29 protein-coding genes and 2 pseudogenes are annotated in these 20,776 nt (G+C 68.2%); 11 read left to right on the top strand and 20 right to left on the bottom strand.

Annotated features, from left to right (window positions below):
• The first annotated feature begins 33 nt into the window (after window positions 1-33).
• Together MF134_RS02200 and MF134_RS02195 are read left to right on the top strand one after the other, a co-directional pair.
• Entirely contained in the window at window positions 34-612 is a 579-nt protein-coding gene (locus MF134_RS02200; protein ID WP_255337746.1) for a cold-shock protein, read from the top strand.
• 231 nt (window positions 613-843) lie between these two features.
• Window positions 844-1,254 (top strand): DUF192 domain-containing protein, encoded by a 411-nt coding sequence (locus tag MF134_RS02195; protein ID WP_304363604.1) that lies wholly within the window; start codon window positions 844-846, stop codon window positions 1,252-1,254.
• Window positions 1,255-1,460: 206 nt separating this feature from the next.
• On the opposite strand, the gene MF134_RS23955 is transcribed toward MF134_RS02195, so the two are convergent.
• From MF134_RS23955 to MF134_RS02105, 18 genes and pseudogenes are all read right to left on the bottom strand, one after another.
• Window positions 1,461-2,570, bottom strand: coding sequence for a tyrosine-type recombinase/integrase (locus tag MF134_RS23955; RefSeq protein ID WP_255337744.1), 1,110 nt, complete (start codon window positions 2,568-2,570; stop codon window positions 1,461-1,463).
• A gap of 20 nt (window positions 2,571-2,590) precedes the next feature.
• Window positions 2,591-2,785 (bottom strand): annotated as a pseudogene (locus MF134_RS23950) (helix-turn-helix domain-containing protein); the annotation flags it as partial.
• Complete coding sequence (locus MF134_RS02180; protein ID WP_255337743.1) at window positions 2,778-3,857, bottom strand: DUF5131 family protein; 1,080 nt, start codon at window positions 3,855-3,857, stop codon at window positions 2,778-2,780. The gene MF134_RS02180 and the pseudogene MF134_RS23950, both read right to left, overlap by 8 nt.
• Entirely contained in the window at window positions 3,850-4,509 is a 660-nt protein-coding gene (locus MF134_RS02175; RefSeq protein ID WP_255337742.1) for a hypothetical protein, read from the bottom strand. Before MF134_RS02175 ends, MF134_RS02180 begins: the two co-directional genes overlap by 8 nt.
• Window positions 4,502-4,774 carry a hypothetical protein gene (locus tag MF134_RS02170; RefSeq protein WP_255337741.1) on the bottom strand — a complete coding sequence of 91 codons (273 nt, stop codon included), beginning with the start codon at window positions 4,772-4,774 and terminating at the stop codon, window positions 4,502-4,504. The genes MF134_RS02175 and MF134_RS02170 overlap by 8 nt, the downstream gene beginning before the upstream one ends.
• Window positions 4,767-5,009 carry a hypothetical protein gene (locus tag MF134_RS02165; RefSeq protein ID WP_255337740.1) on the bottom strand — a complete coding sequence of 81 codons (243 nt, stop codon included), beginning with the start codon at window positions 5,007-5,009 and terminating at the stop codon, window positions 4,767-4,769. Before MF134_RS02165 ends, MF134_RS02170 begins: the two co-directional genes overlap by 8 nt.
• Window positions 5,006-5,374: a DUF4326 domain-containing protein gene (locus tag MF134_RS02160; RefSeq protein WP_255337739.1), complete on the bottom strand. Its 369-nt coding sequence runs from the start codon at window positions 5,372-5,374 to the stop codon at window positions 5,006-5,008. The genes MF134_RS02165 and MF134_RS02160 overlap by 4 nt, the downstream gene beginning before the upstream one ends.
• On the bottom strand, window positions 5,371-5,535 hold the full coding sequence (locus tag MF134_RS02155) for a hypothetical protein (RefSeq protein ID WP_255337738.1): 165 nt from the start codon (window positions 5,533-5,535) through the stop codon (window positions 5,371-5,373). The genes MF134_RS02160 and MF134_RS02155 overlap by 4 nt, the downstream gene beginning before the upstream one ends.
• Window positions 5,535-6,011, bottom strand: a complete 477-nt coding sequence (locus MF134_RS02150; protein WP_255337737.1) for a hypothetical protein — start codon at window positions 6,009-6,011, stop codon at window positions 5,535-5,537. Before MF134_RS02150 ends, MF134_RS02155 begins: the two co-directional genes overlap by 1 nt.
• Window positions 6,008-6,535 (bottom strand): hypothetical protein, encoded by a 528-nt coding sequence (locus MF134_RS02145; RefSeq protein WP_255337736.1) that lies wholly within the window; start codon window positions 6,533-6,535, stop codon window positions 6,008-6,010. The genes MF134_RS02150 and MF134_RS02145 overlap by 4 nt, the downstream gene beginning before the upstream one ends.
• A complete protein-coding gene (locus MF134_RS02140; RefSeq protein WP_255337735.1) occupies window positions 6,532-7,746 on the bottom strand; it encodes a DNA polymerase III subunit beta in 1,215 nt (404 codons plus the stop codon). The genes MF134_RS02145 and MF134_RS02140 overlap by 4 nt, the downstream gene beginning before the upstream one ends.
• Before the next feature lie 262 nt (window positions 7,747-8,008).
• Window positions 8,009-8,254: pseudogene (locus MF134_RS02135) on the bottom strand (DUF2312 domain-containing protein); the annotation flags it as partial.
• A complete protein-coding gene (locus MF134_RS02130; RefSeq protein WP_255337734.1) occupies window positions 8,251-8,931 on the bottom strand; it encodes a hypothetical protein in 681 nt (226 codons plus the stop codon). The pseudogene MF134_RS02135 and the gene MF134_RS02130, both read right to left, overlap by 4 nt.
• On the bottom strand, window positions 8,928-9,842 hold the full coding sequence (locus MF134_RS02125; RefSeq protein ID WP_255337733.1) for a hypothetical protein: 915 nt from the start codon (window positions 9,840-9,842) through the stop codon (window positions 8,928-8,930). The genes MF134_RS02130 and MF134_RS02125 overlap by 4 nt, the downstream gene beginning before the upstream one ends.
• Entirely contained in the window at window positions 9,839-10,030 is a 192-nt protein-coding gene (locus tag MF134_RS02120; protein WP_255337732.1) for a hypothetical protein, read from the bottom strand. Before MF134_RS02120 ends, MF134_RS02125 begins: the two co-directional genes overlap by 4 nt.
• Entirely contained in the window at window positions 10,017-10,361 is a 345-nt protein-coding gene (locus MF134_RS02115) for a hypothetical protein (protein WP_255337731.1), read from the bottom strand. The genes MF134_RS02120 and MF134_RS02115 overlap by 14 nt, the downstream gene beginning before the upstream one ends.
• A gap of 205 nt (window positions 10,362-10,566) precedes the next feature.
• Window positions 10,567-10,869: a hypothetical protein gene (locus tag MF134_RS02110; RefSeq protein ID WP_255337730.1), complete on the bottom strand. Its 303-nt coding sequence runs from the start codon at window positions 10,867-10,869 to the stop codon at window positions 10,567-10,569.
• A 140-nt stretch (window positions 10,870-11,009) separates the two neighbouring features.
• Complete coding sequence (locus tag MF134_RS02105; RefSeq protein ID WP_255337729.1) at window positions 11,010-11,183, bottom strand: hypothetical protein; 174 nt, start codon at window positions 11,181-11,183, stop codon at window positions 11,010-11,012.
• Window positions 11,184-11,782: 599 nt separating this feature from the next.
• On the opposite strand from MF134_RS02105, the gene MF134_RS02100 reads away from it, so the two are divergent.
• Window positions 11,783-12,319, top strand: a complete 537-nt coding sequence (locus tag MF134_RS02100; RefSeq protein WP_255337728.1) for a hypothetical protein — start codon at window positions 11,783-11,785, stop codon at window positions 12,317-12,319.
• Here MF134_RS02100 and MF134_RS02095 read toward each other — a convergent pair.
• Window positions 12,316-13,038: a S24 family peptidase gene (locus MF134_RS02095; RefSeq protein WP_255337727.1), complete on the bottom strand. Its 723-nt coding sequence runs from the start codon at window positions 13,036-13,038 to the stop codon at window positions 12,316-12,318. The two genes, MF134_RS02100 and MF134_RS02095, sit on opposite strands and share 4 nt — an antisense overlap.
• Before the next feature lie 76 nt (window positions 13,039-13,114).
• Here MF134_RS02095 and MF134_RS02090 point away from each other — a divergent pair, with 76 nt between their 5' ends.
• A complete protein-coding gene (locus MF134_RS02090) occupies window positions 13,115-13,690 on the top strand; it encodes a hypothetical protein (RefSeq protein WP_255337726.1) in 576 nt (191 codons plus the stop codon).
• Window positions 13,691-13,806: 116 nt separating this feature from the next.
• Here MF134_RS02090 and MF134_RS02085 read toward each other — a convergent pair whose 3' ends face one another.
• Window positions 13,807-14,118: a hypothetical protein gene (locus tag MF134_RS02085; RefSeq protein WP_255337725.1), complete on the bottom strand. Its 312-nt coding sequence runs from the start codon at window positions 14,116-14,118 to the stop codon at window positions 13,807-13,809.
• Between the two features lie 98 nt (window positions 14,119-14,216).
• Between MF134_RS02085 and MF134_RS02080 the strand changes: the two genes are divergently transcribed.
• The 7 genes from MF134_RS02080 to MF134_RS02050 are packed head-to-tail and all read left to right on the top strand — an operon-like array spanning window position 14,217 to window position 20,774.
• Window positions 14,217-14,648, top strand: coding sequence for a hypothetical protein (locus MF134_RS02080; RefSeq protein WP_255337724.1), 432 nt, complete (start codon window positions 14,217-14,219; stop codon window positions 14,646-14,648).
• Window positions 14,645-15,817, top strand: a complete 1,173-nt coding sequence (locus tag MF134_RS02075) for a GcrA family cell cycle regulator (protein WP_255337723.1) — start codon at window positions 14,645-14,647, stop codon at window positions 15,815-15,817. The genes MF134_RS02080 and MF134_RS02075 overlap by 4 nt, the downstream gene beginning before the upstream one ends.
• Window positions 15,814-16,938: a DNA-methyltransferase gene (locus tag MF134_RS02070; protein WP_255337722.1), complete on the top strand. Its 1,125-nt coding sequence runs from the start codon at window positions 15,814-15,816 to the stop codon at window positions 16,936-16,938. The genes MF134_RS02075 and MF134_RS02070 overlap by 4 nt, the downstream gene beginning before the upstream one ends.
• Window positions 16,935-17,534 carry a hypothetical protein gene (locus MF134_RS02065; RefSeq protein WP_255337721.1) on the top strand — a complete coding sequence of 200 codons (600 nt, stop codon included), beginning with the start codon at window positions 16,935-16,937 and terminating at the stop codon, window positions 17,532-17,534. The genes MF134_RS02070 and MF134_RS02065 overlap by 4 nt, the downstream gene beginning before the upstream one ends.
• Window positions 17,531-18,868 carry a DNA cytosine methyltransferase gene (locus tag MF134_RS02060; protein ID WP_255337720.1) on the top strand — a complete coding sequence of 446 codons (1,338 nt, stop codon included), beginning with the start codon at window positions 17,531-17,533 and terminating at the stop codon, window positions 18,866-18,868. The genes MF134_RS02065 and MF134_RS02060 overlap by 4 nt, the downstream gene beginning before the upstream one ends.
• Complete coding sequence (locus MF134_RS02055; protein WP_255337719.1) at window positions 18,865-19,242, top strand: helix-turn-helix domain-containing protein; 378 nt, start codon at window positions 18,865-18,867, stop codon at window positions 19,240-19,242. Before MF134_RS02060 ends, MF134_RS02055 begins: the two co-directional genes overlap by 4 nt.
• A complete protein-coding gene (locus tag MF134_RS02050) occupies window positions 19,239-20,774 on the top strand; it encodes a primase-helicase zinc-binding domain-containing protein (protein ID WP_255337718.1) in 1,536 nt (511 codons plus the stop codon). The genes MF134_RS02055 and MF134_RS02050 overlap by 4 nt, the downstream gene beginning before the upstream one ends.
• Window positions 20,775-20,776 lie beyond the last annotated feature (2 nt).

Here is a 20,776-nt window from a genome sequence, read left to right as displayed (position 1 = left end):
CGATTCGGTTGGCGTAAAAGGCGGAACCCCCGAATGCCGGAAAGACTCTATGCAAGGACGCGAACCGGCCGCGATACGGCTAACAGCGCCGAGGTCGGGCTGGACGTGGTATCGGGGCATATCAAGTGGTTCGATGCTTCGAAGGGATTTGGTTTCATCATCCCCGACGACCGGGGAGCTGACATTCTCCTCCATGTGACCTGCCTGCGGCGGGACGGGATCTCGACCGCGCCAGAGGGCGCGCGCGTGGTCTGCGAAGTGCAGAGGGGCGAAAAGGGCCGGCAGGCATTCCGGATCCTGTCGCTCGATTCCTCCACGGCTGTCCATCCGTCACAACTGCCCCCCTCCCGGACCCATGTGACCGTCGTGCCGTCGAGTGAGCTGGTGCCCGCAACGGTCAAGTGGTTCAACCGGACCAAGGGCTACGGGTTTCTCACGCGCGGCGAGGGTACCGAGGACATCTTCGTGCACATGGAGACATTGCGTCGGTTCGGCCTCACGGAACTGCGCCCCGGCCAGGAAGTGCTCGTTCGATATGGAAGCGGCGCCAAGGGGCTGATGGCCGCCGAGGTGCAGCCGCGCGAGGGGGCGCCGGGGCAGGCGACGCACTGAGCCGCAGGTTCCCGACGAAGCTTCCGTTGGGCCGTGGCGCGGCGGGGAAGGTGACGTCCGCCCGGGACGAAGCGATTGCGCGCAAGGCCGCCGCCCTCTATGCCTTGACCCATTGCAAGCACTGGTTCGCGCGCCCGGCAGCGGCAGGGCCGGGATCCGCGCAGAGGGAGAGGTGTTCTGGTGGCTCCGAAGAAGCTTGTGGGCGGCGCAGCGGTGCTTCTGGCCTCGCTCATGGCAGCCTATTTCGCGTTCGCCGCAGGCGATCTGTCTCCGGCAACGCTGGTGACGGATAGTGGACGGCATGAGATCATGGTCGAACTCGCCCGCACGCCCGAAGCGCGCCAGGTCGGACTGATGAACCGGGAATCGATGCCCGAAGGGCAGGGCATGCTGTTCGAGTTCGACGAGACCCGGCCGGTTTCCATGTGGATGAAGAACACGCTGATCCCGCTCGATATGCTGTTTCTTGACGAAGGCGGCACGGTCAGGCGGATCCACACCAACGCCCAACCGCTTTCGCTCGACATCATCCCGTCGGGCGAGCCGGTCCGCTACGTTCTGGAACTGAACGGCGGCGCTTCTGCGCGATACGGCGCGTCGGTCGGCGACACGCTCGAGCACGACATCATTCCGGCCGAGTGATCATCAAGAACGGCAAGCCATGGCTTCCGTCCGCACTTGCGGTTTTTCGCAGCCTGCTCGGCTTGACTTGGCGGGCAAAGCCCGGCAGATCGCAGTCTGTGTGCGGGTCACTGCATTCGGAGCGTAGCGCAGTCTGGTAGCGCATCTGGTTTGGGAGCTCCGATGCCATCGCGGAAATCTTGATTTCCTTCAATGGCTTGCGCGCTTCACTCGGCTTTCTTCAGGCGGTTTCCGGGACTATTCCGGGACGGCGCGTTCAGGCCTTCGAAGAGATCGTCGTCGAGAACGTGGGCGTAGCGCATCGTCGAGGTGATCGAGGAATGAGCGAGTGCCTTCTGGACGAGGGCGATGTCGCGGGTGGCGCGCAGGAGCTTGGTCGCGAAGTCGTGGCGCATGTCGTGGCGGCGGAAATCGGTGATGCCGGCCTTGCGCAGCGCCGTCTCCTGGCTGCGGCGGTAGCCGTTGAGCGTCAGCGGGCGGCGCATGCCCTTTTCGCGGCCGCGCTGGACCTCGTATGTCCAGACCTCCGGCAGCGGTGACTTCTTCATTTCCCCTTCGATCAGCGCCGCGTCGTCGTTCGAGATCGGCACCCAGCGCATGCCCTTGCCCTTGATCCAGACGCGGATGCGGCGGCGGGGCAAGTCGACGTCGTGCTTCGTCAGGGCGAGCGCCGCGTTGAGGCGCAGGCCCCGGCCGAGCAGGAAGGCGGTAAAGGGGTGGAAGTCGGCGCGCAGTTCGCGCCAGAAGCTCGCCGCCTCCTCGTCCGAAAGTTCGCGCTCGCGCGGCGGCGCCTCGCGGCGCCTGAGCTTCGGCCAGTCGATGCGGTGCGGCTCGCAGCCGACGCCCCAGACCCGGGCCGCGCGGAACATCAGGGCGCGCATCGGCTCGATGACGTTGCGGTTGACGGTGGCGCCGGAGACGAGCTTCGGGTTTGTCTTGCCGTGGGTCTCGGCCGCGCGGCGCAGGACGGCCTCGGCGATGTCGTTGGCGGTGATGTTGGCGAGGCGGCGATCGCCGCCGAAGAGTCGCTCGCAATGCTGCAGGCCGATCACCGTGTCGAGGCCGCCCGGCTTGTCGGCGAGGACCTCGCGGGCGTAGCGCTCGATGGCGTCGGTCAGGGTGAGGTGGTCGTTCGGCCCGGCGCGGAGCGCGCGCTTGCGTTCCTTCTTTTCGAACGCTTCAGCTGCTCGAGGAGTTCGCTCCCCTGTCGACCCGTGAAAGCGACGACGTTCGCCGTCGACCTTGACCGTGAAATCGAAGTGGTAGTACGGCGATTTGAAGCTGCCGTCGCTGTTTTTGGGTCTGTAGACGGACACGCCGCATCCCTCCGGAAATAGGCCTCGAGATCCTCCCGGGCGTAGACCCGACGCTTGCCGCGCAGGCGAAAGCCGATGTTCCCCGCTTTTCGCTCGCGCCGCAAGCTGGCGGGGGAAAAGCCGATGATGCGAGCCGCCTCGGCCTCCGTCACCAGCGGCGCGTCGCGGAAGGCCGCGTCGAGGCGGGCGCGCAGGGCTTCGGGGAGGTCAGCCATGGCGCGCCTCCGGCCAGGCGTCGTGGACGACGCCGTCGAGGGCGCGACCTGCGGCGGTCTTGCCGACGCGGTGGTAGATCACGTGACCCGGCGGCAGCGAGATCCAACGTGGGTCTTCTCGGCCAATCTCTTCCGGCTGATATTCGCCCCACTGCTTGAACAGGAACGGCACGCCGGCGGCGGCGCATTGGTCGCGGATCGCGCGGGCCCAGTCGGGATGCATCGGCCGGGCGCCGGGACCGCTCTCGCCGCCGAGGACGACCCAGTCGAGAAAGGTGCACCACGCCCCGACAAGTGCTTGACGCTTCAGGCCGCATTCGGCGCCGGCGGCCTTCGCCTCAGCGTAGCTCTTATGCGGGCCTCTCCACCATCCATGGACCGGCCACATGAACTTGCTGAAATCAATCGGCCCGAGCAGCGGCTCGGCCGAGACCCAGCGCACCGCCGCCGGCGTGTCGAGCAGGATCGGGATGCGCTCGTTGGCACGGGTCTGGTCTTCGACAGAAACGCCGAGCCAGACATTGGGGAGCGGCCAGGGCACCGAGCAATAAAGGCTGTATATGTTGCCGTGCTCTTTCAGCGCGTCCATGAATCCGCCGTCTCCTTCCATGTGACCGGCGGCTGCCAAATGGATGCGCTCCAGCGGCATTCTGCCCAGGTAAGGAATGTTCGACGGAGTGCCTTTGAGGTATTCCCGCATCCGCTCCGGCCGCTTGGTCAGCACCTGGAAGACGTGCTGCGGGCAGAGCGCCATGACGGCGAAGACCTGGTCGATCCAGGCGTCTTCGACCCCCTCGGCGAAGAGATCGCCGTGGGCGCAGACGAAGATCCGGCGCGGGCGGCGCCAGCGCAGGGGCTGGTCCAGCCATTCTTCGTTGAAGCGCACCTCGCCGGTCCAGACCGGTCCGGCCTTCGACGGCCGCGTCAGGCCCGCGCGGGACGGGTGATGCTGCAGGCGCGTGCCGGCGAGCCGCATGGCGTAGCAGTTCGTGCAGCCGGGGGAGACGACCGCGCAGCCGGTGACCGGGTTCCAGGTGGCGTCGGTCCATTCGATGCTGGTGTGGTCAGCCATCGTCGCTGCCTCCGTTGTTGGGGAGACCGGCGAGGGTACGCAGCGTCTTGGATGCGTACCTCTTTGAAACCCGGTCGTTCGAACCTGTGGCTATTCGCTCTAGTGCCGCGCGCAGCATCTCGGTCTGTTCGCGGGCGTCATCGCGCTCTCGCTTCATCTGCCGAACGCTTTCGCTCTGCGCCGCAACTCCCCGCGCGTAAGCCATACCCACATCGCTTTGCAGAGAGGCCTTGGCAGGATCGATTTCCGTCTGTGCGGGCGCTGCCTGAAGGCAGGCAAGGACGACGCCCTCGTAATGGGTTTGCGCTGCGGTCTTGGCTTCATTTGCCGTAGGCCAGCTGCCCGGAACGAGCGTGTCCGTGATCCCTGGCACCGACCACGTGACTGCGTAGTCCTCACCGTAATGATCGACGCGAATGTTTCCGAAGAGCGGCGCTGGTGCTCGCCAAAAGTCACCGCCGAGATGCTCGAACTGAAGAGGTTTCACGTTCACCCGAAGGACAGCGTCGATCTGCTTCAGGAGTTCGTCGGCGTCTTCGTGAGAGATCGGGTCAAACGTCTCCGGGTCGTGATGCCAGAGCCGCAGCCGATCAATCGCAGTCGTCGGGCGATCGAGGGTTGCCGCGATCTCCTCGTTCGTCTTCTCAGCCATCATCACCCTCATTTTCCGGGTCTGCGCAATCGCCCAGTTCGGGTCTCAGAAGGCAGATCGTCGCCTTCTGGGTCGCCAGGGTCTGTTCCTGTGTCTCGATCGTCGCCTTCTGGATCGCGATGACCGTCCGATAGCCCTCCACGATGTCCTGCCAGACCTCGGCGTCGCGCCGGGCCGCGTCGGCGGTGCAGGCTGCGACGGCAAAACCGGCCGCTGCGACGATGCAAGCCAAAGCCAGCACCCCCTGGTTCGGTCGGTCAGCCACGGCGCGCCTCCCCGGCGATCTCCGCGATCGCGCTGCGGACAGCCTTTGCCGCGGTCAGGCGGCTTTCGGCGCGGTGGCGCTCGTGCCAGTAGCTGTCGGCCAGGTGCTGCTTGTGTTCGGCGGCAAATCCGATCGTCTCGGCCTCGTCGCGCCGCAGTCTTTCGCAGTCGGCGGCGCGGGCCGCTTCCTGCCGGGTCGCCGCCTGCGACAGGGCGGCCAGCATCCGGTTTTTCATCCGCGGGTCTCCATTTCGGCGACGGCGTCGAGGAGCACGTCGGCGTGGCAGGGTTGGCCGGCCTGGCACCAGCAGGCGAGGTTGTGGCCGGCAAGCTCGCGCCAGTCGGCGCGGAAGGCGACGATCGCGTCTTCCTGTTCCTCCGTCGTCGGCTGGGCGACGCAGGCGATCAGGCTCGCGCCGATCAGCTTGGCGTAGAGGTCGACGCATTCGGCGGCCGAGCCGTTGCGGGGAACGGTGAAGGGGTTGCCCCATTTCGTCGGCCGCGCGACGACGATCGCGGGCAGGCCGTTGGTCTCGCGGGACAGGGCCTGGAGGTCGAAGCCCCGGGCGCGGGACAGGCGGAGGCGGGCGGGGCGGGTCATCTTTGCCGCCAGTCCCGCGGCGCCGGAATGCGCGAGGCAACGATGAAGTGGGCCTTGAGGATCGCCCGCGTGTCGGGATGGTTCTTCGGCGCGACGCGTCGCGCGAGGAAGATGAGCTGTTCGGCGATCGCCAGCCGGATCTGATCGAGGCAGTCGCGCATCAATTCGCGCCCGCGCAACAGACGAACCGGCCCTTGCCGTCTTGGTCGATCTCGAAGCGAAAGGGGAGCGAATCGGACCAGCGGTAGATCTGAATCTGATGTTCGCCTTTGTTCAGCGGTTCGCCCCAGCCGTAACCGTCGACGAGGCCCTCCATCGAATCGGCCAGCGTCTCGATGTCGTGATTGGCGACGAAATGCGTGGTCGTGTCCGGCACCGGATCGTGGACGGTGAACTCGTCCGGCGCCTCGCCCACGGTGACCCGCACCTCGCCGTAATCCTCGAAGAAGCGCCACTTCACGACGCGGCCGGGTTCGAGCACCTCGTGAAAGAAGTCGTTGTCGCGATCGGACTCGTTTTTCGGCCGCAGATGCCAGGAGCCGTCGGCGTCCTGCTCGATGAAGTCCGACGGGTCGTCGGCGAGGCCGGGGACGATTTCGTCCATCCATTCGCTGGGAAGCCATTGGCGCGTCGTCATCGGATGTCCTCCGTTGGAATTGCCGCCCCCGCCGGCGCCTCCTGGAGCCCTCGCCCTTCGACAGGCTCAGGGTGAGGGGTGCTGTGCGAAGGGCTGCGCAGCGCAGAGACGGTCTTCAGGGATCGGAAGAGCGCGAGAAGCAGGGAGAAGGCTTCGCCGGTGTCGTGTTCGCCGGCGCCCAGGGCCTCGTCGGTGCCGAACAGGAAGACCGCGGCGTAGAGCGGTTCACCCGCTCGAATCCGCCCCTTCGCAGCGTGGTAGAATACGCCCGGCACCTGTCTTTCGGCCTCGGTCTTCACGGCGTCGGCGCTGGCGGTGAAGTTCGGCACTGGCGAATCGGGGTGATCCATCCACCAGTTGGATTCCGGCATCCTTCGGCCGACCACCTGACGCCCGAATGTCCTGTGCTCCTCGATCGAAACCTCGTAGCCGTAGAGCGCCGCGTAGACCCGGCAGTCCAGTTCGCGGTTCGGCTCGGTCGCGTCCGCAATCCGTTGAATGATGTCGTCGTAAGTCATCGTCACACCCGCATCGGCATCAGGACCAGCGTGCGGCGGGGATCGGCGGGGTCGGAGACGAGGGCCGGGGCGCTGGGGTCGGTGAGGCGGAAGACCACTTCGGGGCCGGCGAGCGAGCCCAGGAGGTCGGCGAGGTAGCGGGCGTTGAAGCCGATCGAAAAGCCGCCCTCGAGGATGCAGGTGGATGGTTCGCCTTCGGTCCCGGCGGGCAGGGTCTCGTCGCCGGTGCCGGTGTCGGCGCTTTCCATCGTCAGCTGGAGTTCGCCCGGCGTCAGGGTCCATTTGACGCCGCGCCCGCGCTCGCTGGAGACCGTGGCGACGCGGTCGACGGCGGCGGCCAGCGCCTCGCGATCGAAGGTCGCCGAGAGCGGCGCCGTCTGCGGGATGACGCGGCCGTAGTCCGGGAAGGTGCCGTCGATCAGCTTGGAGACGATCGTCAGATCGCCGGCGCAAAACCGGATCTTCTGCTCGGTGATCGCCAGCGACACGGGAGCCTCGCCGGCGCTCTCGGCGAGGAGGCCGAACAGGCCGACGGTCTTTCGCGGAATGATGACGCCGGGAAAGTCCGGCAGGTCGTCCGGCGGGGCGAGGTCGAGGCGGGAGAGGCGGTGGCCGTCGGTGGCGACGGCGGTGAGGGTTTGCCCTCCTTCCGACCCTTCGCCCCTCGACAGGCTCGGGACCTCAGGGTGAGGGTGGCTTGCGGGCTCGGCGCGGTGGAGGAAGATGCCGTTGAGGTAGTAGCGGGTTTCTTCGGTGGAGATAGCGAAGCCGACGGCGGCGGCGATTTCGGTCAGCGTCGCGGGGGCGATGTCGAAGCTTGGCGCCTCGACCGCGGGCAGGTCGGGGAAATCCTCCGGCGGCAGTCCGTTCATGGCGAAGCGGGCCCGGCCCGCCGACAGGGTGGCGCGGGCGCCGGCCTTGTCGAGCGTCAGCCTGACCGCGCCGTCGGGAAGCTTGCGCAAGACGTCATGGAAGAGCTGCGCCGGCAGGGCGACGCGGCCCGCGCTCGCGACCTCGGCCCGGGCGCGCGCGGCGGGCAGGGTTTCGCGGCACCAGATGTCGAGATCGGTCGCCATGATCTCGACCGTGCCGTCGGCCGCGGCGGTGAGCACCAGATGGCCGAGAATCGGAATCGTGTTGCGGCGCTCGACCACCTTCAGCGTGCGGGCGACGAGGGGCAGAAGCGCGGAGCGGGAGGCGGTGAGGGCGAGGGTCATCAGATCAGGCCGCGTCCCCGTCTTCCCGCGACGCGTCGCCGTCGGATCGGCCCTTGCTGCGGGGCGCGCCGCCTTTGACGACATCGACCGCGCTGCGGAACGTCGCGAGGTCGACCGGCGGCGTCGTGACCGTCTCGCCGTTTTCGTCGGTGAACGACATCGACACCGTGGTGTCGTCGCTGTCGCGACGGCGGCCGGTGCCGGGCTTCGCAGCGCGCCCCTTGCGCTGGATCGGCAGTTCGTCGTCCCCGAAGGGCAGGTCCGGCCGCATGCCGAGCGCGTCGAGATAGAGGTCGAGAATCGCCTCCTGCTCCTGGCGCTCGTTCTGATCCTGCTTGCGCAGGCTGACCACCTTGCGCAGCACCTTGGTGTCGAAGCCGTTGCCCTTGGCCTCGGCGTAGACGTCCTTGATCGTGTCGCTGACGTCCTTCTTCTCTTCCTCGAGCCGTTCGATCCGCTCGACGAAGGACTTCAGCTGATCGCGCGCGACACCGTTAACGTCGCTCATGCGGCATCTCCTTCGAGGGTTCTTCCGGCCACCGCGGCGGCGTCGGGGCAGAGGCGGCCGAGCGCCTGGCTGAAGCGCTCGAAGGCGCGGCCCGGGGGCCAGGGGCGGATGCGCCCGGCGCGGAGCGGCAGAGGTTCGGTGTCGGCGGGAAGGCCTGGCCAGGGTTTCGATCCCGAAAAGAGGTCGCGCTTTTCGGTGGCGAGGGCGCGCAGATCATAGGCGGCGATCGCCCGTTCCATCGCCGCGTCGGGCTCGGCGAGGCCGGCGGCGCGCCAGATCGCCCGGTCGAGGCGAGTCTCGCCCCGGCGGCCGTCGCCGCGCCACCGGGCGATCCAGGCCGTGACGATGTGATCGGGGATGGCGTTGTCGGCGGCGAGCGCGCGGAACTCCGCCTCTTCCAGCCGCTTGCGCGGGCTCGTCTTGTCGCCGAGAAAGGCCTCGTGGGCGTCGTGCAGCAGGCAGTGGGCGGCGAGCGCCGGATCGCCGGTCTCGTCCTCGGCGGCCTCCGCCATCAGGACGCAATGCTGGGCGATCGAGTAGGCCGTCGCCGTCTGCCCGGCAAAGCGCGCCAGCTGCGACAGCCCGTGCGCCACCTCGCTCCACAGATGCTCCGGCGCGATCTCAGGCGCCGTCAGATCGACGAGGCGGCCGGTGACGGTGGCGGCGAAGACGCTCACGCGGCACCTCCGGTCGAGGTGCCGCTGCCCGTGCTTCCCTCATCCTGAGATCCTGAGCTTGTCGAAGGGCGAAGGGTGGGGGAAGCACCCGTTGCCGTCCTCTGGAGCCCTCGCCCTTCGACAAGCTCAGGGTGAGGGGCGTTGGGGGAATGGTCGCCGTCGATCGTCAGCATCGGCAGGGCTTGACCGGGGCGGCGTGCGTAGAGGTGCCGGAAATCCGCGCCGATCGTCGGCTTGCCGGCCTGCGCGTAGACGTCGGCGCCCGTTGCCGTCCACAGGGCATCCGCCGCGTCGAGAAATCCGACGCACTGGCTCTCCGTGGTGTTCCAGACCAGATAGATCGGCCCCTCGACCTTCATGGCCGTGGGCGGGCACGGGACGGCACCGCCTTCCGGAGGTGTGCCGCCCGTGCTTCCCTCATCCTGAGCCTGTCGAAGGGTGGGGGAAGCCCCCGCATGTCCGGCGAGGAGGGCGTCGCAGCGCTGTCCTTGCGCACGCAGTTTCTCGGCGAAACCGCTCAGCCCCTCGGCCAGCTGGCGCAAGGCGGATTTGAGCTCCGGGGCGAAACTCGGATCCGCCTCCTCCAACCCCGCTGCGACGTTGGCGAACATCGTCTTGAGCGATCCGAGAGCGCTGATGCTGTCGTCGAGGGCGGACCGCAGGAAGGCGGCCGCCGCCCGGGTTTCCGCCGCAGGCTCCGGCGCCGCATTCATCCCCGCCGCGAGTTCGGCGGCGAGGGCGGCGCGGTCCTTCGCCAGACAGTTCAGGGCGTGGGCGACCTCGCGCGCCTTGTCGGGGGTCGCCGTCCAGGCAATCGTGTCGACCGCCTTCTCACCTTCATAGGCGAGGATCGCCGTCTCGCGCAGCTTTCCGCCCGGGGCGTAGCGGCGGGATGGGGGTGTCTCGCTCACGGCCGAACTCCCGTTCTGTCGCGCTTGACCTTGGTGATGAGGACGCCCGGGCGCTTCGCCGTGGCGCGCGCGGCGTCGGCGTCCGCCACCTCGACAAGGCGGCTGGTGCCGTCGGAATAGTGGACGCGGAAGACGACGGGCGGCGTTGCGGCCTGCAGCGCCGCGCGCCGGGGCCTAGGAGCCGACATCGTCTACGTCCTCCTCGGCCGTGATCTGCGGGCGGTAGTCGACCGGGCGGACCGGGCGCGGGTCGGCGCCGTAGCGCTCGCGGGCGGAGGTTCGGGCGATCTCTTCGGTGGTCGGGCGCAGGCTGTAGACCGCGCCGCCGCCGTAATATTCGGTGACGTAGTCCTGGCTCGGCTCGCCGTTCGGCCCCTCCGCGCCGACCGGAATGTCGATCCGCAGCATCTTCGACGCCGCGATCTCGACTTCCTTGACGTAGCCGGACCGCACGCGGTGGCCCATCAGTTCGAGAATCGCCCAGCCTTCGAAGGCGGGCGCGGTGGTTTGCGTGGTCATGATGCGGCCCTTTCCGCGCTTCGTGCCATCTGACGGCGGCGGCGAGCCTTCTCCTGCTCGCCCTGATGCGGGACGTAGCGGCTCGGCTTGCGCGGCTTGAAGCCGGATTCGCGAGCCGCGTGCCCCGGATTTTGCCGGACCGGAAACATCCATGGTCCAGACGAGACGGACAGCGAGGTGATGGCGGCGAGAAGGCCTGAATATCTCACGACACCCTCCTCTCGCTCTGCCCGTAGGCGAGCTGCCGGGCGGTCTCGGCGTCGCGGGCGAGGTCGTGGGGGGTGAAGCCGGCCTCGATCAGCTCGGCGTCGGTGCAGGCGCCGGCGATCGACGCGCGCTCGATCATCACCGCCGCCATCCGCTCGGCTGTCTCCGAGACGTCGGGGATCGCCTTGCCCTCGGGCAGGGTGGTGTGCGCTCTGGAGCCCTCGCCCTTCGAGGCGCCCTGCGGGCGCACCTCAGGATGAGGGTGTCGCGGGTGATTGCCACAGCTGTCGCGACGTCCCATCCCCTCATCCTGAGCTCCTGAGCTTGTCGAAGGGCGAAGGGCGAGGGGATGGGGTCCGGCCTGTGCCGCCGCCCCGTCGCGGCACCGGCGGTGCAGCGCGCCCAGACGCTGGCGATCGGCTGTCGTGAACTCGATCATCCTCAGCCTCCCAGGAACGGAAAGCGGGTGAAGCCGACCGCGACGCCGTAGCCGGCGAGCCAGGCGCCGAGCGCGCAGGCGGCCACCAGCGCCAGCACGGACAGGCGGAACTTCAGATCGCCCCGCCGCCGCGCGGCCCGCGCCGCCGCGACGTCGAACCCGCCAGAGCGCAGCACCGTCTCGGGATTGTGCGGAGCCGCCGGAAAGCGGGCGTCCGACCGGTCCCCCGGGAGGAGGAAGGAAGACCGGCCGGAACGCCCTGTCGCCCGCGCGTGGGAGGACGTGCCGGCGATGGGATCGGCAAGAGGCGGTAAGGCCGCAGGCCGAACGGGGAAGGAAGAAGCGGGCGGTGAGGCTGCAGGCCGAACAGGGAAGGAAGAAGCGGGCGGTGAGGCCGCAGGCCGAACAGGGAAAGAAAAAGCAGGCGGTGAGGCCGCAGGCCGAACGGGGACGCGGGAAAGTGCGGCCTGCGCCGGGGGCAGCGCAGGCCGCGTCGCCGCGCCGCGGCCGGGCTCCGGGGATATGGCGGTCCCGGAGGCGGCGTCGTTGCGGGCGGCGGGGGGAAGCGCGATCGTCTCGCGATCGGCGGTGTCGGCTTCGAACACGGAAAAGCTCCCATCGGGTGGTGGCCGGATCGGCCTCGAATGGGAGCGGAAATTAGAACGGCATTTTTTCCGCGTCAACGGGGTTAACGGAAAAAATGCCGGAGAACGTTCCGCTTGCGCCTCCGGAGCGTTGGCGGCAGCTTTGCCCGCAGGGATTGCGGGAGGTTCCGGTGAGCGATGTTCGATCGATGATCGCGGCCGCGATCGGCACGGGCGAGGTGCTGTCGATCCGGTATCACGGCGGCAGCAGGCCGGGTTCGCTGCGGGAAATCCTGCCGATCAAGATCGAGAGCGACGCGAAGCTGCGGGCGCGCTGCACGACCTCGGGCGCGGTCAAGCAGTTCCTGTTCGCCAAGATCGAGCTCTGCGCGCGGCCGGTTTCTGGCGAGGAAAGCGATCTGTGGTCGCGACAGGCCGTCGCCGCGCCGCCCGATCCGGCCTGTTCCGGCGACATCTGCGCCGATCGCCGGGCGGCCTGGGAGGCGCTGGGCTGGCGGGTCGCCTGCGGCGACGAGGGCGATTTCTTCTTCCTCGGCCTGCATCGGCGCCGCAAGGACGGCAAGGCGTTTCTGAAGACCCCTTCGATCCAGATCGTGAGCGAGCGACCCTGGACGGTCGCGGGCCGGGATCTGACGACGCGCACCTTCCGCCACTACGCCAAGGCGCTGGCGGCCTTCCTCGCGGTGGCCGATCGCGGCCCGGCCTAGACCCCGAACATCTCGTTGACCGTCAGCACCCGGTGGATCGCCTTGACGTAGGAGAGGGTGAACTCGACGGTGGCTTCCGGGTTGAGCTTGCGGATGTAGACCTTGTCGGCGTTGCGGCGTTCGTAGAGGCCGAGAAAGGCCTCGATCCCCCGATGCTCGGCATATTGCGCCTGGACGACGACCGTGTCGCCCTGGCGCGCCGGCTTGTAGGGGTGCACGAAGCGCAGATCGCCGGGATTGTGCACCGGCACCATCGAATGGCCCGCGACGTAGAAGGCGTAGGCGTCCGGCACGCTGACCAGGCTCGGGGGCCGCCGGACATATTCGATGACCCGCGTTTCCATCTCGAAGGCGCCCTCGTGGTGGAAGGCGAGGGAGGCGGCGACCGTGCCGTAGATGGGCAGGTTCGCCGGCAGGGCGTCGCCGATGTTGTCGAGACGGGGCGTGGCCGAGCCGACCGCCGCCCCGACGATCCGGTTTCCGGTCAGCGCGGCCTTCGGCTCTTCGCCGTGCAGCAGCCAGCTTTCCGTCGTGCCCAGGACGCGCGCGACGGCCGCCAGATTCGCGCCGCGCGGCGACGAGCCTTCGTTGCGCAGCACGCCCCGGACATAGTCCGGACTGAGGCCGGCCTTGATCGAGACCTTCCGTCCGTTGGTGCGCAGCTCTTCCATCCGCTGCCGCAGTCTGTCCTGCAGGGTTTCCGCCATATCGCGGAACATATGCCGCGACACGTCGTCAGTCATCCGGAAGAAATGCCGTTGACACTGCGGAATTAATGCCGCATTTTCCGCCGTCATGAACGCGACCCTTTCCCTTTGCGACCAGCTCCTTGCCGTCGCCGACCGCTATTGCGAAGCGACCGGCAAGCGGCGCGGCACGGTCTCCGCCGTCGTCCTGAGGCGCGGCAGCCGCCTCGACGAGATCGCCGCCGGCGCCGACATTGGCACCCGCTCCTTCGAGCGGGCCGTCGTCTGGTTTTCCGACAACTGGCCCGAGGGCCTCGCTTGGCCGCAGGGCGTCACCCGTCCGCAGCCGGAGGCTGGCGCGGCGGTCGTTGGCGGGTGCGAGGGCGACGCCGGGGCGCCCCTCGCCATTCGACAGGCTCAGGATGAGGGGCTTTGTCCGGACGTCGCTGACGGAGAGGGTGGCGCAGTCTCGAACGGCGACGCCGCCCGACACCCTCGTCCTCACCCTGAGCCTGTCGAAGGGCGAGGGCGAGGGCTCCAGTCCGGCGCGGACGCAGCAAAGGGCGGGGACATCTTCCATGACGGCGAAAATGCGGCCGAACGCCGCAGCCGTCCTGTGATTTCTCAAACGAAACCATCACACGAGCTGACGGTCGCCAAGGCGGCCGGGGAGGATGCGGCGTGAGTGAGCAATTGCGACCCTTGCCCGGGTGCCGGCTGATGCGGGTTTGCGACCTGGATTTGGCCGCCTTCCGGTTTTCGCCGGGACTGTTGGCCGGCGCCGCGCCGGTTGCGGTGCGGTCAGGTCTCGTTCCCGGGGTCCTCGTCGATTTCAGGGATGATCAGGCGCCCATTGGCGTCCAGCCATCCGGCGCTCTGGCCGGCGGTGATGATCGTTGCGGCGATCTGTCGGGCGAGGTGCGGGTTGAGCATCACGTCGGCGATGTCCCCGTTGCGGCTGAGCATGCGCAGAAGAACGGCATTCGGATAAAGGCCGATCTCGAAGGATCGAATCTGCGCGAAGCGTTCAAACGCATCGTCCGGAATGCGCGGCGGCTTGCGCTGACCCGCTGCTTCCCATGCGTCGATCTGGTCTTGCGTAAAGGGTTTCATCGTCCCGTCTCCGTGGGTGGGGTTGCAACTTCCACGGTAGCATGGCCGGAGGAGGAACGGGGTGTTTCCTCCTCCGGTTCGGAGCAGGACGCGCAGCGATGACCGACCTCGCCCCCGAAGACAAGGCGCTGAAGGTGGTGACCGCCGCGCTGGTCGAGGCCTGCGGCGGGGCGTCGGCCTGTTCGCACGTGCTGTCAAAGGCGCAGAGCCTGATCTCTGGCTACTGCCTGCAGTCGGAGCCGAAGCGCTTCATGCCGCTGAACGACGTGCGGACCCTCGAACGGCTGTGCGGGCGGGCGATCGTCTCGGAGTGGATGTGCCGGCAGATCGGCGCGCCGGCAGATCCCGGCGCCTTGGCGCTCGCCGACGTGGCGCTGTTCGCCCGCGAGGGCGCCGAGGCGCAGCTCGCCGTGGTCAGGGCGCTGGAAGACGGACGCATCTGCGCCGCCGACCGCGCCGAAATCCGCCGCGAGCTCGACGACGTCGCCGAAGCCGTCGCCGCGATGCGCGACAAGGTGGGGCAGCCGTGAGCCGGGTTTTTTTCGACATCGACGAGCGAGAGCACGAGGCATCGCCGGAGATGCGGGTGGCGATCGAGAAATCGAAGGCGGCCTTGCGTTCCGTGGCCGGCGCGCAGAAGGAAGACGCTGGTTCGAGGTCGGCGCGGGCGCCCCTCGCCCTTCGACAGGCTCAGGATGAGGGGCTTGAGAGAGGCGCCGCGCTCTCCCGCGACGCTGGTGCCGCCGACGTTTCAGGCAAAGGCGACGCCGTTACTCGACACCCTCACCCTGAGCCTGTCGAAGGGCGAGGGCTCCAGAAGGCGCCGAGCCGTGACGTGGCGATCGACGCCTTCTGGAACCGGCCCTACACCGAAGAGGAAAAGCAGCGGATCGGCGAGCTCTGGAACGAGGGCCATTCGGCCGCGCAGATCGCGGTCGAGCTCCACCGCACCCGCAACGCCATCATCGGCTTCGTCAACCGCCACCGCGACCTCTGCCCGCCGCGCGGGCGCGAGGTGCGGGTCTCCCATTCCGAAACTCTGCCGTCCGTGGACAAGTCGATGAGGCAGAGGAAGCGCGAAAATGCAACGCCGGCTGGCGATGGCCGGACCACGGATAGCGCTTCCCCGCTGCAGCGGTCGTCGGGGGTGTGCGTCACGCCTCCTGATAGCCTGCAGGCAAAGCCCGGCCGATCGCACCGGGCAGACGAGATCATCAGCCGCGACGCGGTGGAAGGTCCCCAGCATCATCCGGAACCGACCCGTGGCGATGATGACTGTACGCTGGAAGGCAGGGCGGAGGTTCACGGGCAGGCAGCCGGTCGATCCCCTGAGAGCCGGACGAAGGGGCGAGGCGCGAGTCTCGCCCCAGGTGAATTATCGCAGGGCGTGTCGTCGACCCCCCACCCGCCGGTCGGAGGCTTCGCTCCGCCGTCGACCTCCCCACAAGGGGGAGGTGGGGCGCCTGACCTCGCCGCCGCTCCGCGCGGCGCGTCGGCCTTTGCGCCGCTGCCGGGCACGCGGCCGATGCCGCTCCTCGAGCGTCGCGGCTGCACCTGGCCGGTTGATCCCGCCGGGCACCGCGGCCCGCAGCTCTTCTGCGACGCGCCGGTGAGCCGCGCCCGCAAGGAGAGCGGCAAGCCGTGCTGGTGCCCGGCGCATCTCGCCCTTGAGCTGGCGCGGACGGGGAGGGGGAATTGAGCGAGAGCTTCCTCGACGGCCGGGTGACGATCCGCATCGGAGACGTCCGTGCGGTTCTGGCGAGTATGCCGGCAGATTCGATTGATTGCGTCGTCACCTCGCCCCCGTATTGGGGGCTTCGCGACTACAATGTCGAGGGTCAGATCGGCCTCGAGCCCACGCTCGCAGAACACCTCGCCGTCATGGTCGAGGTCTTCGAAGCGGTGCGGCGGGTGCTGAAGCCGACGGGCACGCTGTGGCTCAACTACGGCGACTGCTACGCGACCAGTCCGAACGGTCGCAGTGCAGCCGACACGAAGGCGGCCGGGGTCGATGACCGAACGTTTCGGGACAAGCCGTTCTCGACCGTCGGCGGTGGTCTGAAGCCCAAAGATCTCTGCATGGTCCCCAACCGCCTAGCGATCGCTCTGCAGGATGCCGGATGGTGGGTGCGTTCCGAAATCGTGTGGGGAAAACGGAACCCGATGCCGGAAAGTATCGGTGATCGGCCCGCGACGAGCCACGAAAAGATATTTTTCCTGACGAAATCGGCGCGATATCTCTATGATGCCGCAGCGGTACGACAAGTGTCCGCGTCTTCCTCCGAGGTGCGCTGGCGGCAAAACGTCGAAGCTCAGAACGGCTCGACTCGGGGAAATGGTGGCAGGAAAACGAACGGCACAATGAAAGCCGTCGGAGGTCCGCGCGCGAAGGTCCGCGCGGCAGACGTTAGTAGCCCCCGGCATAGCGGGCACGTTAATCACACAGGGATTGAAGATACGCCGCGCGGCTCGCGGAATCTCCGTAACTACGAACCGGCACCGCTGGCTGTCTGGCCGATATCAACCCAGCCCTTCAAAGACGCCCACTTCGCGACATTCCCCCCGGAACTGGCCGAGCGCTGCATTCTTGCAGGCTGCCCGAAGGGAGGCGTGGTGCTCGACCCGTTTGGCGGAGCCGGCACGACGGCTCTCGTCGCGTTGCGGCACGGTCGCCGCAGCGAATTGATCGAGCTGAACCCCGATTATGCCGCCTTGGCACGGCGCCGGATCGAAGGCGAATGGCGGGCGGTTCGGCCGCCAAGTTCTTCGGATTTGGGCCCGCTGTTCGAAGCGGTTGTTGCGAATGAGGCCGCCGAATGACCCCCGATCTTCTCAAGGACCAGCCGGTCGTCGCGGCGTTTGCGCGGGCGCGGCTGGTGGCCGATCCGAAGGGCCGGATCAATGTCGAGAACGCCTATGCCGCCTTCTGCGACTTCGCCAAGGGGCGCGGCGCCGGCGGGCGTGATGCGGCGCTGCCGCGGGCGCAGTTCGGGGCGGTGCTGTTGCAGATGGCCAAGGGCGTCGGCGGGTTTCGCGCGGGCGAAGCGATCACCGGGCTCGCCTGGCTGGAAAACCGGGCGCGGCTCGTTCGCCCCTCGGAAATCGGGCAGGTGATCGCGCCGGTGCTCGATCCGCCGACGCCGGAGCTTGCCGCCCGCGCGATGCTGCACCGGGCGGGGCGGGGCGAGGCGAACCCGCTCGAAGTCTTCTTCACCGCGCATTTTCGCGACCGCGCCGGCGGCCTCGTCAGCCTCGAAGCCGTCAAGCAGGCGGCCGACGCCGCCGGCCTCTCCCACCGCGACGTCCTCGCCTTCGCCCGGGCGCGCGGCCACGAAATCCGCAAGAATGCGTGGGGGCCGGACTATCTGACCGACCTCGAACTGGCGGCACCGGCGAACGCGGAGGCGGCGGAATGAGATACGGTTCCGTCTGTTCCGGCATCGAATGCGCGTCCGTCGCGGTCGAACCGCTCGGCTGGACGCCGCAGTTCTTCGCGGAGATCGACAGGTTCCCCTGCGCCGTTCTCGCGCATCACTACGGCTCCAATCTGCCGGGTGAACCGCTCTCAATGAATGGTGTCCCGAACTTCGGCGACATGAACGATTTCCAGGAATGGCCGGATGCAGATATCGATGTTCTCGTCGGAGGAACGCCCTGCCAGGCCTACAGCGTCGCGGGTCTCAGAAAGGGACTGGATGATCCGCGTGGCGAGCTGTCCCTCGTCTATGCTGCCGTTGCTCGCAGATATCGGCCCCGATGGCTGGTCTGGGAGAACGTCGCCGGCGTCCTTTCGCACGACGGCGGACGAAGCTTTGCAAGCATTCTGGGACTGCTCGCGGGCGTCAGGGTCGAAGTCCCGCAGAACGGATGGAAATCTGCGGGGTATGTCGTCGGCTACGAAGGGGCTTACGGCCTCGCATGGCGCGTCATTGACGCTCAGTATATCCGAGTGGACGGGTTTGGACGGGCTGTCCCTCAAAGACGACGGCGTGTCATCGTTGTCGGACATTCTGGAGGCGCCTGGCAGCGTGCCGCTGCGGTTCTTCTTGAGCGCGAAAGCCTGTCTGGGAATCCTGCGCCGCGCCGAAGCGCGAGGGAAGGAACTGCCGCCGATGCTCAAGTCGGCTTTGGAGGCGGTCGCCATATCACAGACGTAGCGTCCACCCTCGACAGCCATTTTGGCGACAAGCAAGGGCTTGAAAATCAGCACGTCAATCAAGGCTGCCCTCTCTTCGTCGCCCATTCCCTGCGCGCCGAAGGCTTTGACGCCAGCGAGGACGGGACGGGACGTGGCACGCCGATCGTGCCGATCCCGTTCGACACGACGCAGATCACAAGCGCTGCCAACTACAGCAAGCCGAAGGCGGGCGATCCTTGCCACACGCCGAAAGGCGGGGCGCACCCGCCAGCGGTAGCCTTTCAGGAGCGTGAAAGGTCCGGAGGCAGATCGCTGGAAATCGGCGGTGACGTTTCTTACGCGCTGTTGTCTCCCGGCGGCGGCAGTCGGGCGCAGGAGCGCAACATATGCCAGGGCTGGGCCGTCCGCCGCCTGACGCCGCTGGAATGCGAGCGCCTGATGGGCCTGCCGGACGGCTACACGGCCATCACCCATCGCGGCAGGTCTGCGGCGGACGGACCGCGCTATCGCGCGCTCGGCAACGGCTTCACCGTCAATTTCATGCGCTGGGTCTCTCGGCGGATCGAGATGGTCGACGGGTTCTCGTTTTTTCTATCGGAGGCGGCGGAATGAGTGCGGCCGCGCAATCGACGTTCGATCGGCGGATCGTTGAACGGCTGATCGCCGAGCGGGACGCGGCGCGCGAGGAGGTGCGGGCTCTGCGGCGGATGCTCTTCGCCGATGTCGTGCCGCCGGAGGAATGGGGCCTGTGCCGGCAGGAGATCATGGTGCTGCAGATGCTGATGCGGCGCGAGCTGGTGCCGATGGAGGCGCTGGTCGCCGCGCTCTGGCTCGATCCGCCGGAAGCGCCAGAGCAGTCGGTCTTCGTTCACATCTGCCGGCTGCGGCGCAAGATCAGGCCCCATGGTGGCGGCATCTCGGCCACGCGCCGGGTCGGCTACCGGCTGACGGGCAAGGACAGGTTGCGGGAGGCGATGGCGCGATGATTGACGAACGCAAGGCCGCCGTCGACGCCTTTGTCGAGGAGGCGCGGCTGGTGACGGTGTCGGAGGCGGCGGACCGGCTGGGCGTCGCCGGGCTGAAGGGCATTTCGAAGAGCGAGGAGGCCGGGCCGTGCCCGGTCTGCGGCGGAACCGACCGGTTTGCGATCAATCGCGGCCGGGGCGCCTGGAACTGCCGGGGCGCCGATGGCGGCCGCGACGGGATCTCGCTCGCCGCCCATCTTCTGGCGCTCGACGTCTCGCGGCGCGAAGATTTTCTGCAGGCCTGCGCGGAAGTGCTGGGGCGGGCGGTGCCGGGGGACGCGCCGGAGACGGAGGAGGAGCGGGAGGCGCGGGAGGGGCGGCTCGCCGAGCGCCGGGCAGCGGCCGAAGCGGCCCGCGTGCAGGACGAGGCGAAGCAGAACGCTTACCGAAAACGCGAGATCGCCAAGGCGCGGGGCAAGTGGGAAAAGGCGGTAGCGATTGCTCCTCATCCTGAGCTCCTGAGCCTGTCGAAGGGCGAAGGGCGAGGGGCAATTGCGGGCGGTCAGTCGTCGGCGGGTGGGTTTTCCCCCGCCCTTCGACAAGCTCAGGATGAGGGAAAACCCAGTTCCAGCGCTGCGGCGGCCGTCCTTGCCTACCTCACCCGCCGCCTCGGCGGTTTCGCGCCGCCGGTGCTGCCGTTTGCCCGGGCGATCGCTTTCGAGCCCTATTGGCTGCAGCCGCAGGCGGGCAAGCGGCTGTTCGTTCATTTCGGCGCGGCGCGGCCGGGGCCGGAGGCGGCCTGGCGCGAGGTCTGTGCCGACGGGCGGATGGAGGCGATCTTCGAAGCGCCGGCGATGGTCCTGCCTTTCGTCGATCCCTCGGGCGCCGTCGTCGGCTGCCATCTGACCTTTCTCGATCCGCACGGACCGAAGGGGCGCCCCAGCGTCTGGCTGCGGGCGGTGACCGTGTCGGGCAAGAGCGCGGGTGAGGAATCCGTCGAGAAGCTGCCGACGAAGAAGATGCGCGGCACGAAGAAGGGCGGGCTGATCCCGCTGACCGGCTTCGTCGCGCGGGACGGGCTGATCCTGCCGGACCCGGCGCGGCCGCGGCTGGTGATCGGGGAGGGGATCGAGAACGTGCTCGCCGTCGCCGTTTCGGAGGATTGCCCGGCCGATACAATCTACGCCGCCGCCGGCGATCTCGGCAATCTGGCGGGCCGCGCGGCGGGCACCTTTCCCCACCCGACCCTGAAGAACAAGGGCGGCAAGGCGCCGCTGCGGGTCGCCGGTCCCGAGCCGAAGCCGGACGAGCCGCCGGACGCCGCCTGTCAGGCGCCGGCGAGCGTCACCGAGATCCTGCTCGTCGCCGACGGCGATTCCGAGATCGTTGCGACGGCCGCCGCGATGATGCGCGCCGAGTCTCGGCTTTCCGTCTGCCCTCATCCTGAGCCTGTCGAAGGGCGAGGGCAGGCCGGCAGGACCGTCGCCACGGCCTGGCCGCCGCAGGGCGCGGATTTCTGCGATGTTCTCTTGCAAGCATCGAAGGCCGCCTGACG

Source organism: Jiella marina (assembly GCF_024359545.1).
Classification (GTDB): domain Bacteria; phylum Pseudomonadota; class Alphaproteobacteria; order Rhizobiales; family Rhizobiaceae; genus Jiella.
The sequence above is the reverse complement of the archived record's forward strand: the minus strand, read 5'-3'. Positions and strand labels throughout refer to the sequence as shown.

Coding starts and splice junctions, on each gene's coding strand:
- MF134_RS02200 (WP_255337746.1), top strand. CDS start 34: ATGCCGGAAAGACTCTATGCAAGGACGCGAACCGGCCGCGATACGGCT.
- MF134_RS02195 (WP_304363604.1), top strand. CDS start 844: ATGGCAGCCTATTTCGCGTTCGCCGCAGGCGATCTGTCTCCGGCAACG.
- MF134_RS02180 (WP_255337743.1), bottom strand. CDS start 3,857: ATGGCTGACCACACCAGCATCGAATGGACCGACGCCACCTGGAACCCG.
- MF134_RS02175 (WP_255337742.1), bottom strand. CDS start 4,509: ATGGCTGAGAAGACGAACGAGGAGATCGCGGCAACCCTCGATCGCCCG.
- MF134_RS02165 (WP_255337740.1), bottom strand. CDS start 5,009: ATGAAAAACCGGATGCTGGCCGCCCTGTCGCAGGCGGCGACCCGGCAG.
- MF134_RS02160 (WP_255337739.1), bottom strand. CDS start 5,374: ATGACCCGCCCCGCCCGCCTCCGCCTGTCCCGCGCCCGGGGCTTCGAC.
- MF134_RS02155 (WP_255337738.1), bottom strand. CDS start 5,535: ATGCGCGACTGCCTCGATCAGATCCGGCTGGCGATCGCCGAACAGCTC.
- MF134_RS02150 (WP_255337737.1), bottom strand. CDS start 6,011: ATGACGACGCGCCAATGGCTTCCCAGCGAATGGATGGACGAAATCGTC.
- MF134_RS02140 (WP_255337735.1), bottom strand. CDS start 7,746: ATGACCCTCGCCCTCACCGCCTCCCGCTCCGCGCTTCTGCCCCTCGTC.
- MF134_RS02120 (WP_255337732.1), bottom strand. CDS start 10,030: ATGTCGGCTCCTAGGCCCCGGCGCGCGGCGCTGCAGGCCGCAACGCCG.
- MF134_RS02115 (WP_255337731.1), bottom strand. CDS start 10,361: ATGACCACGCAAACCACCGCGCCCGCCTTCGAAGGCTGGGCGATTCTC.
- MF134_RS02110 (WP_255337730.1), bottom strand. CDS start 10,869: ATGGGACGTCGCGACAGCTGTGGCAATCACCCGCGACACCCTCATCCT.
- MF134_RS02095 (WP_255337727.1), bottom strand. CDS start 13,038: ATGTTCCGCGATATGGCGGAAACCCTGCAGGACAGACTGCGGCAGCGG.
- MF134_RS02090 (WP_255337726.1), top strand. CDS start 13,115: ATGAACGCGACCCTTTCCCTTTGCGACCAGCTCCTTGCCGTCGCCGAC.
- MF134_RS02085 (WP_255337725.1), bottom strand. CDS start 14,118: ATGAAACCCTTTACGCAAGACCAGATCGACGCATGGGAAGCAGCGGGT.
- MF134_RS02080 (WP_255337724.1), top strand. CDS start 14,217: ATGACCGACCTCGCCCCCGAAGACAAGGCGCTGAAGGTGGTGACCGCC.
- MF134_RS02065 (WP_255337721.1), top strand. CDS start 16,935: ATGACCCCCGATCTTCTCAAGGACCAGCCGGTCGTCGCGGCGTTTGCG.
- MF134_RS02060 (WP_255337720.1), top strand. CDS start 17,531: ATGAGATACGGTTCCGTCTGTTCCGGCATCGAATGCGCGTCCGTCGCG.
- MF134_RS02055 (WP_255337719.1), top strand. CDS start 18,865: ATGAGTGCGGCCGCGCAATCGACGTTCGATCGGCGGATCGTTGAACGG.
- MF134_RS02050 (WP_255337718.1), top strand. CDS start 19,239: ATGATTGACGAACGCAAGGCCGCCGTCGACGCCTTTGTCGAGGAGGCG.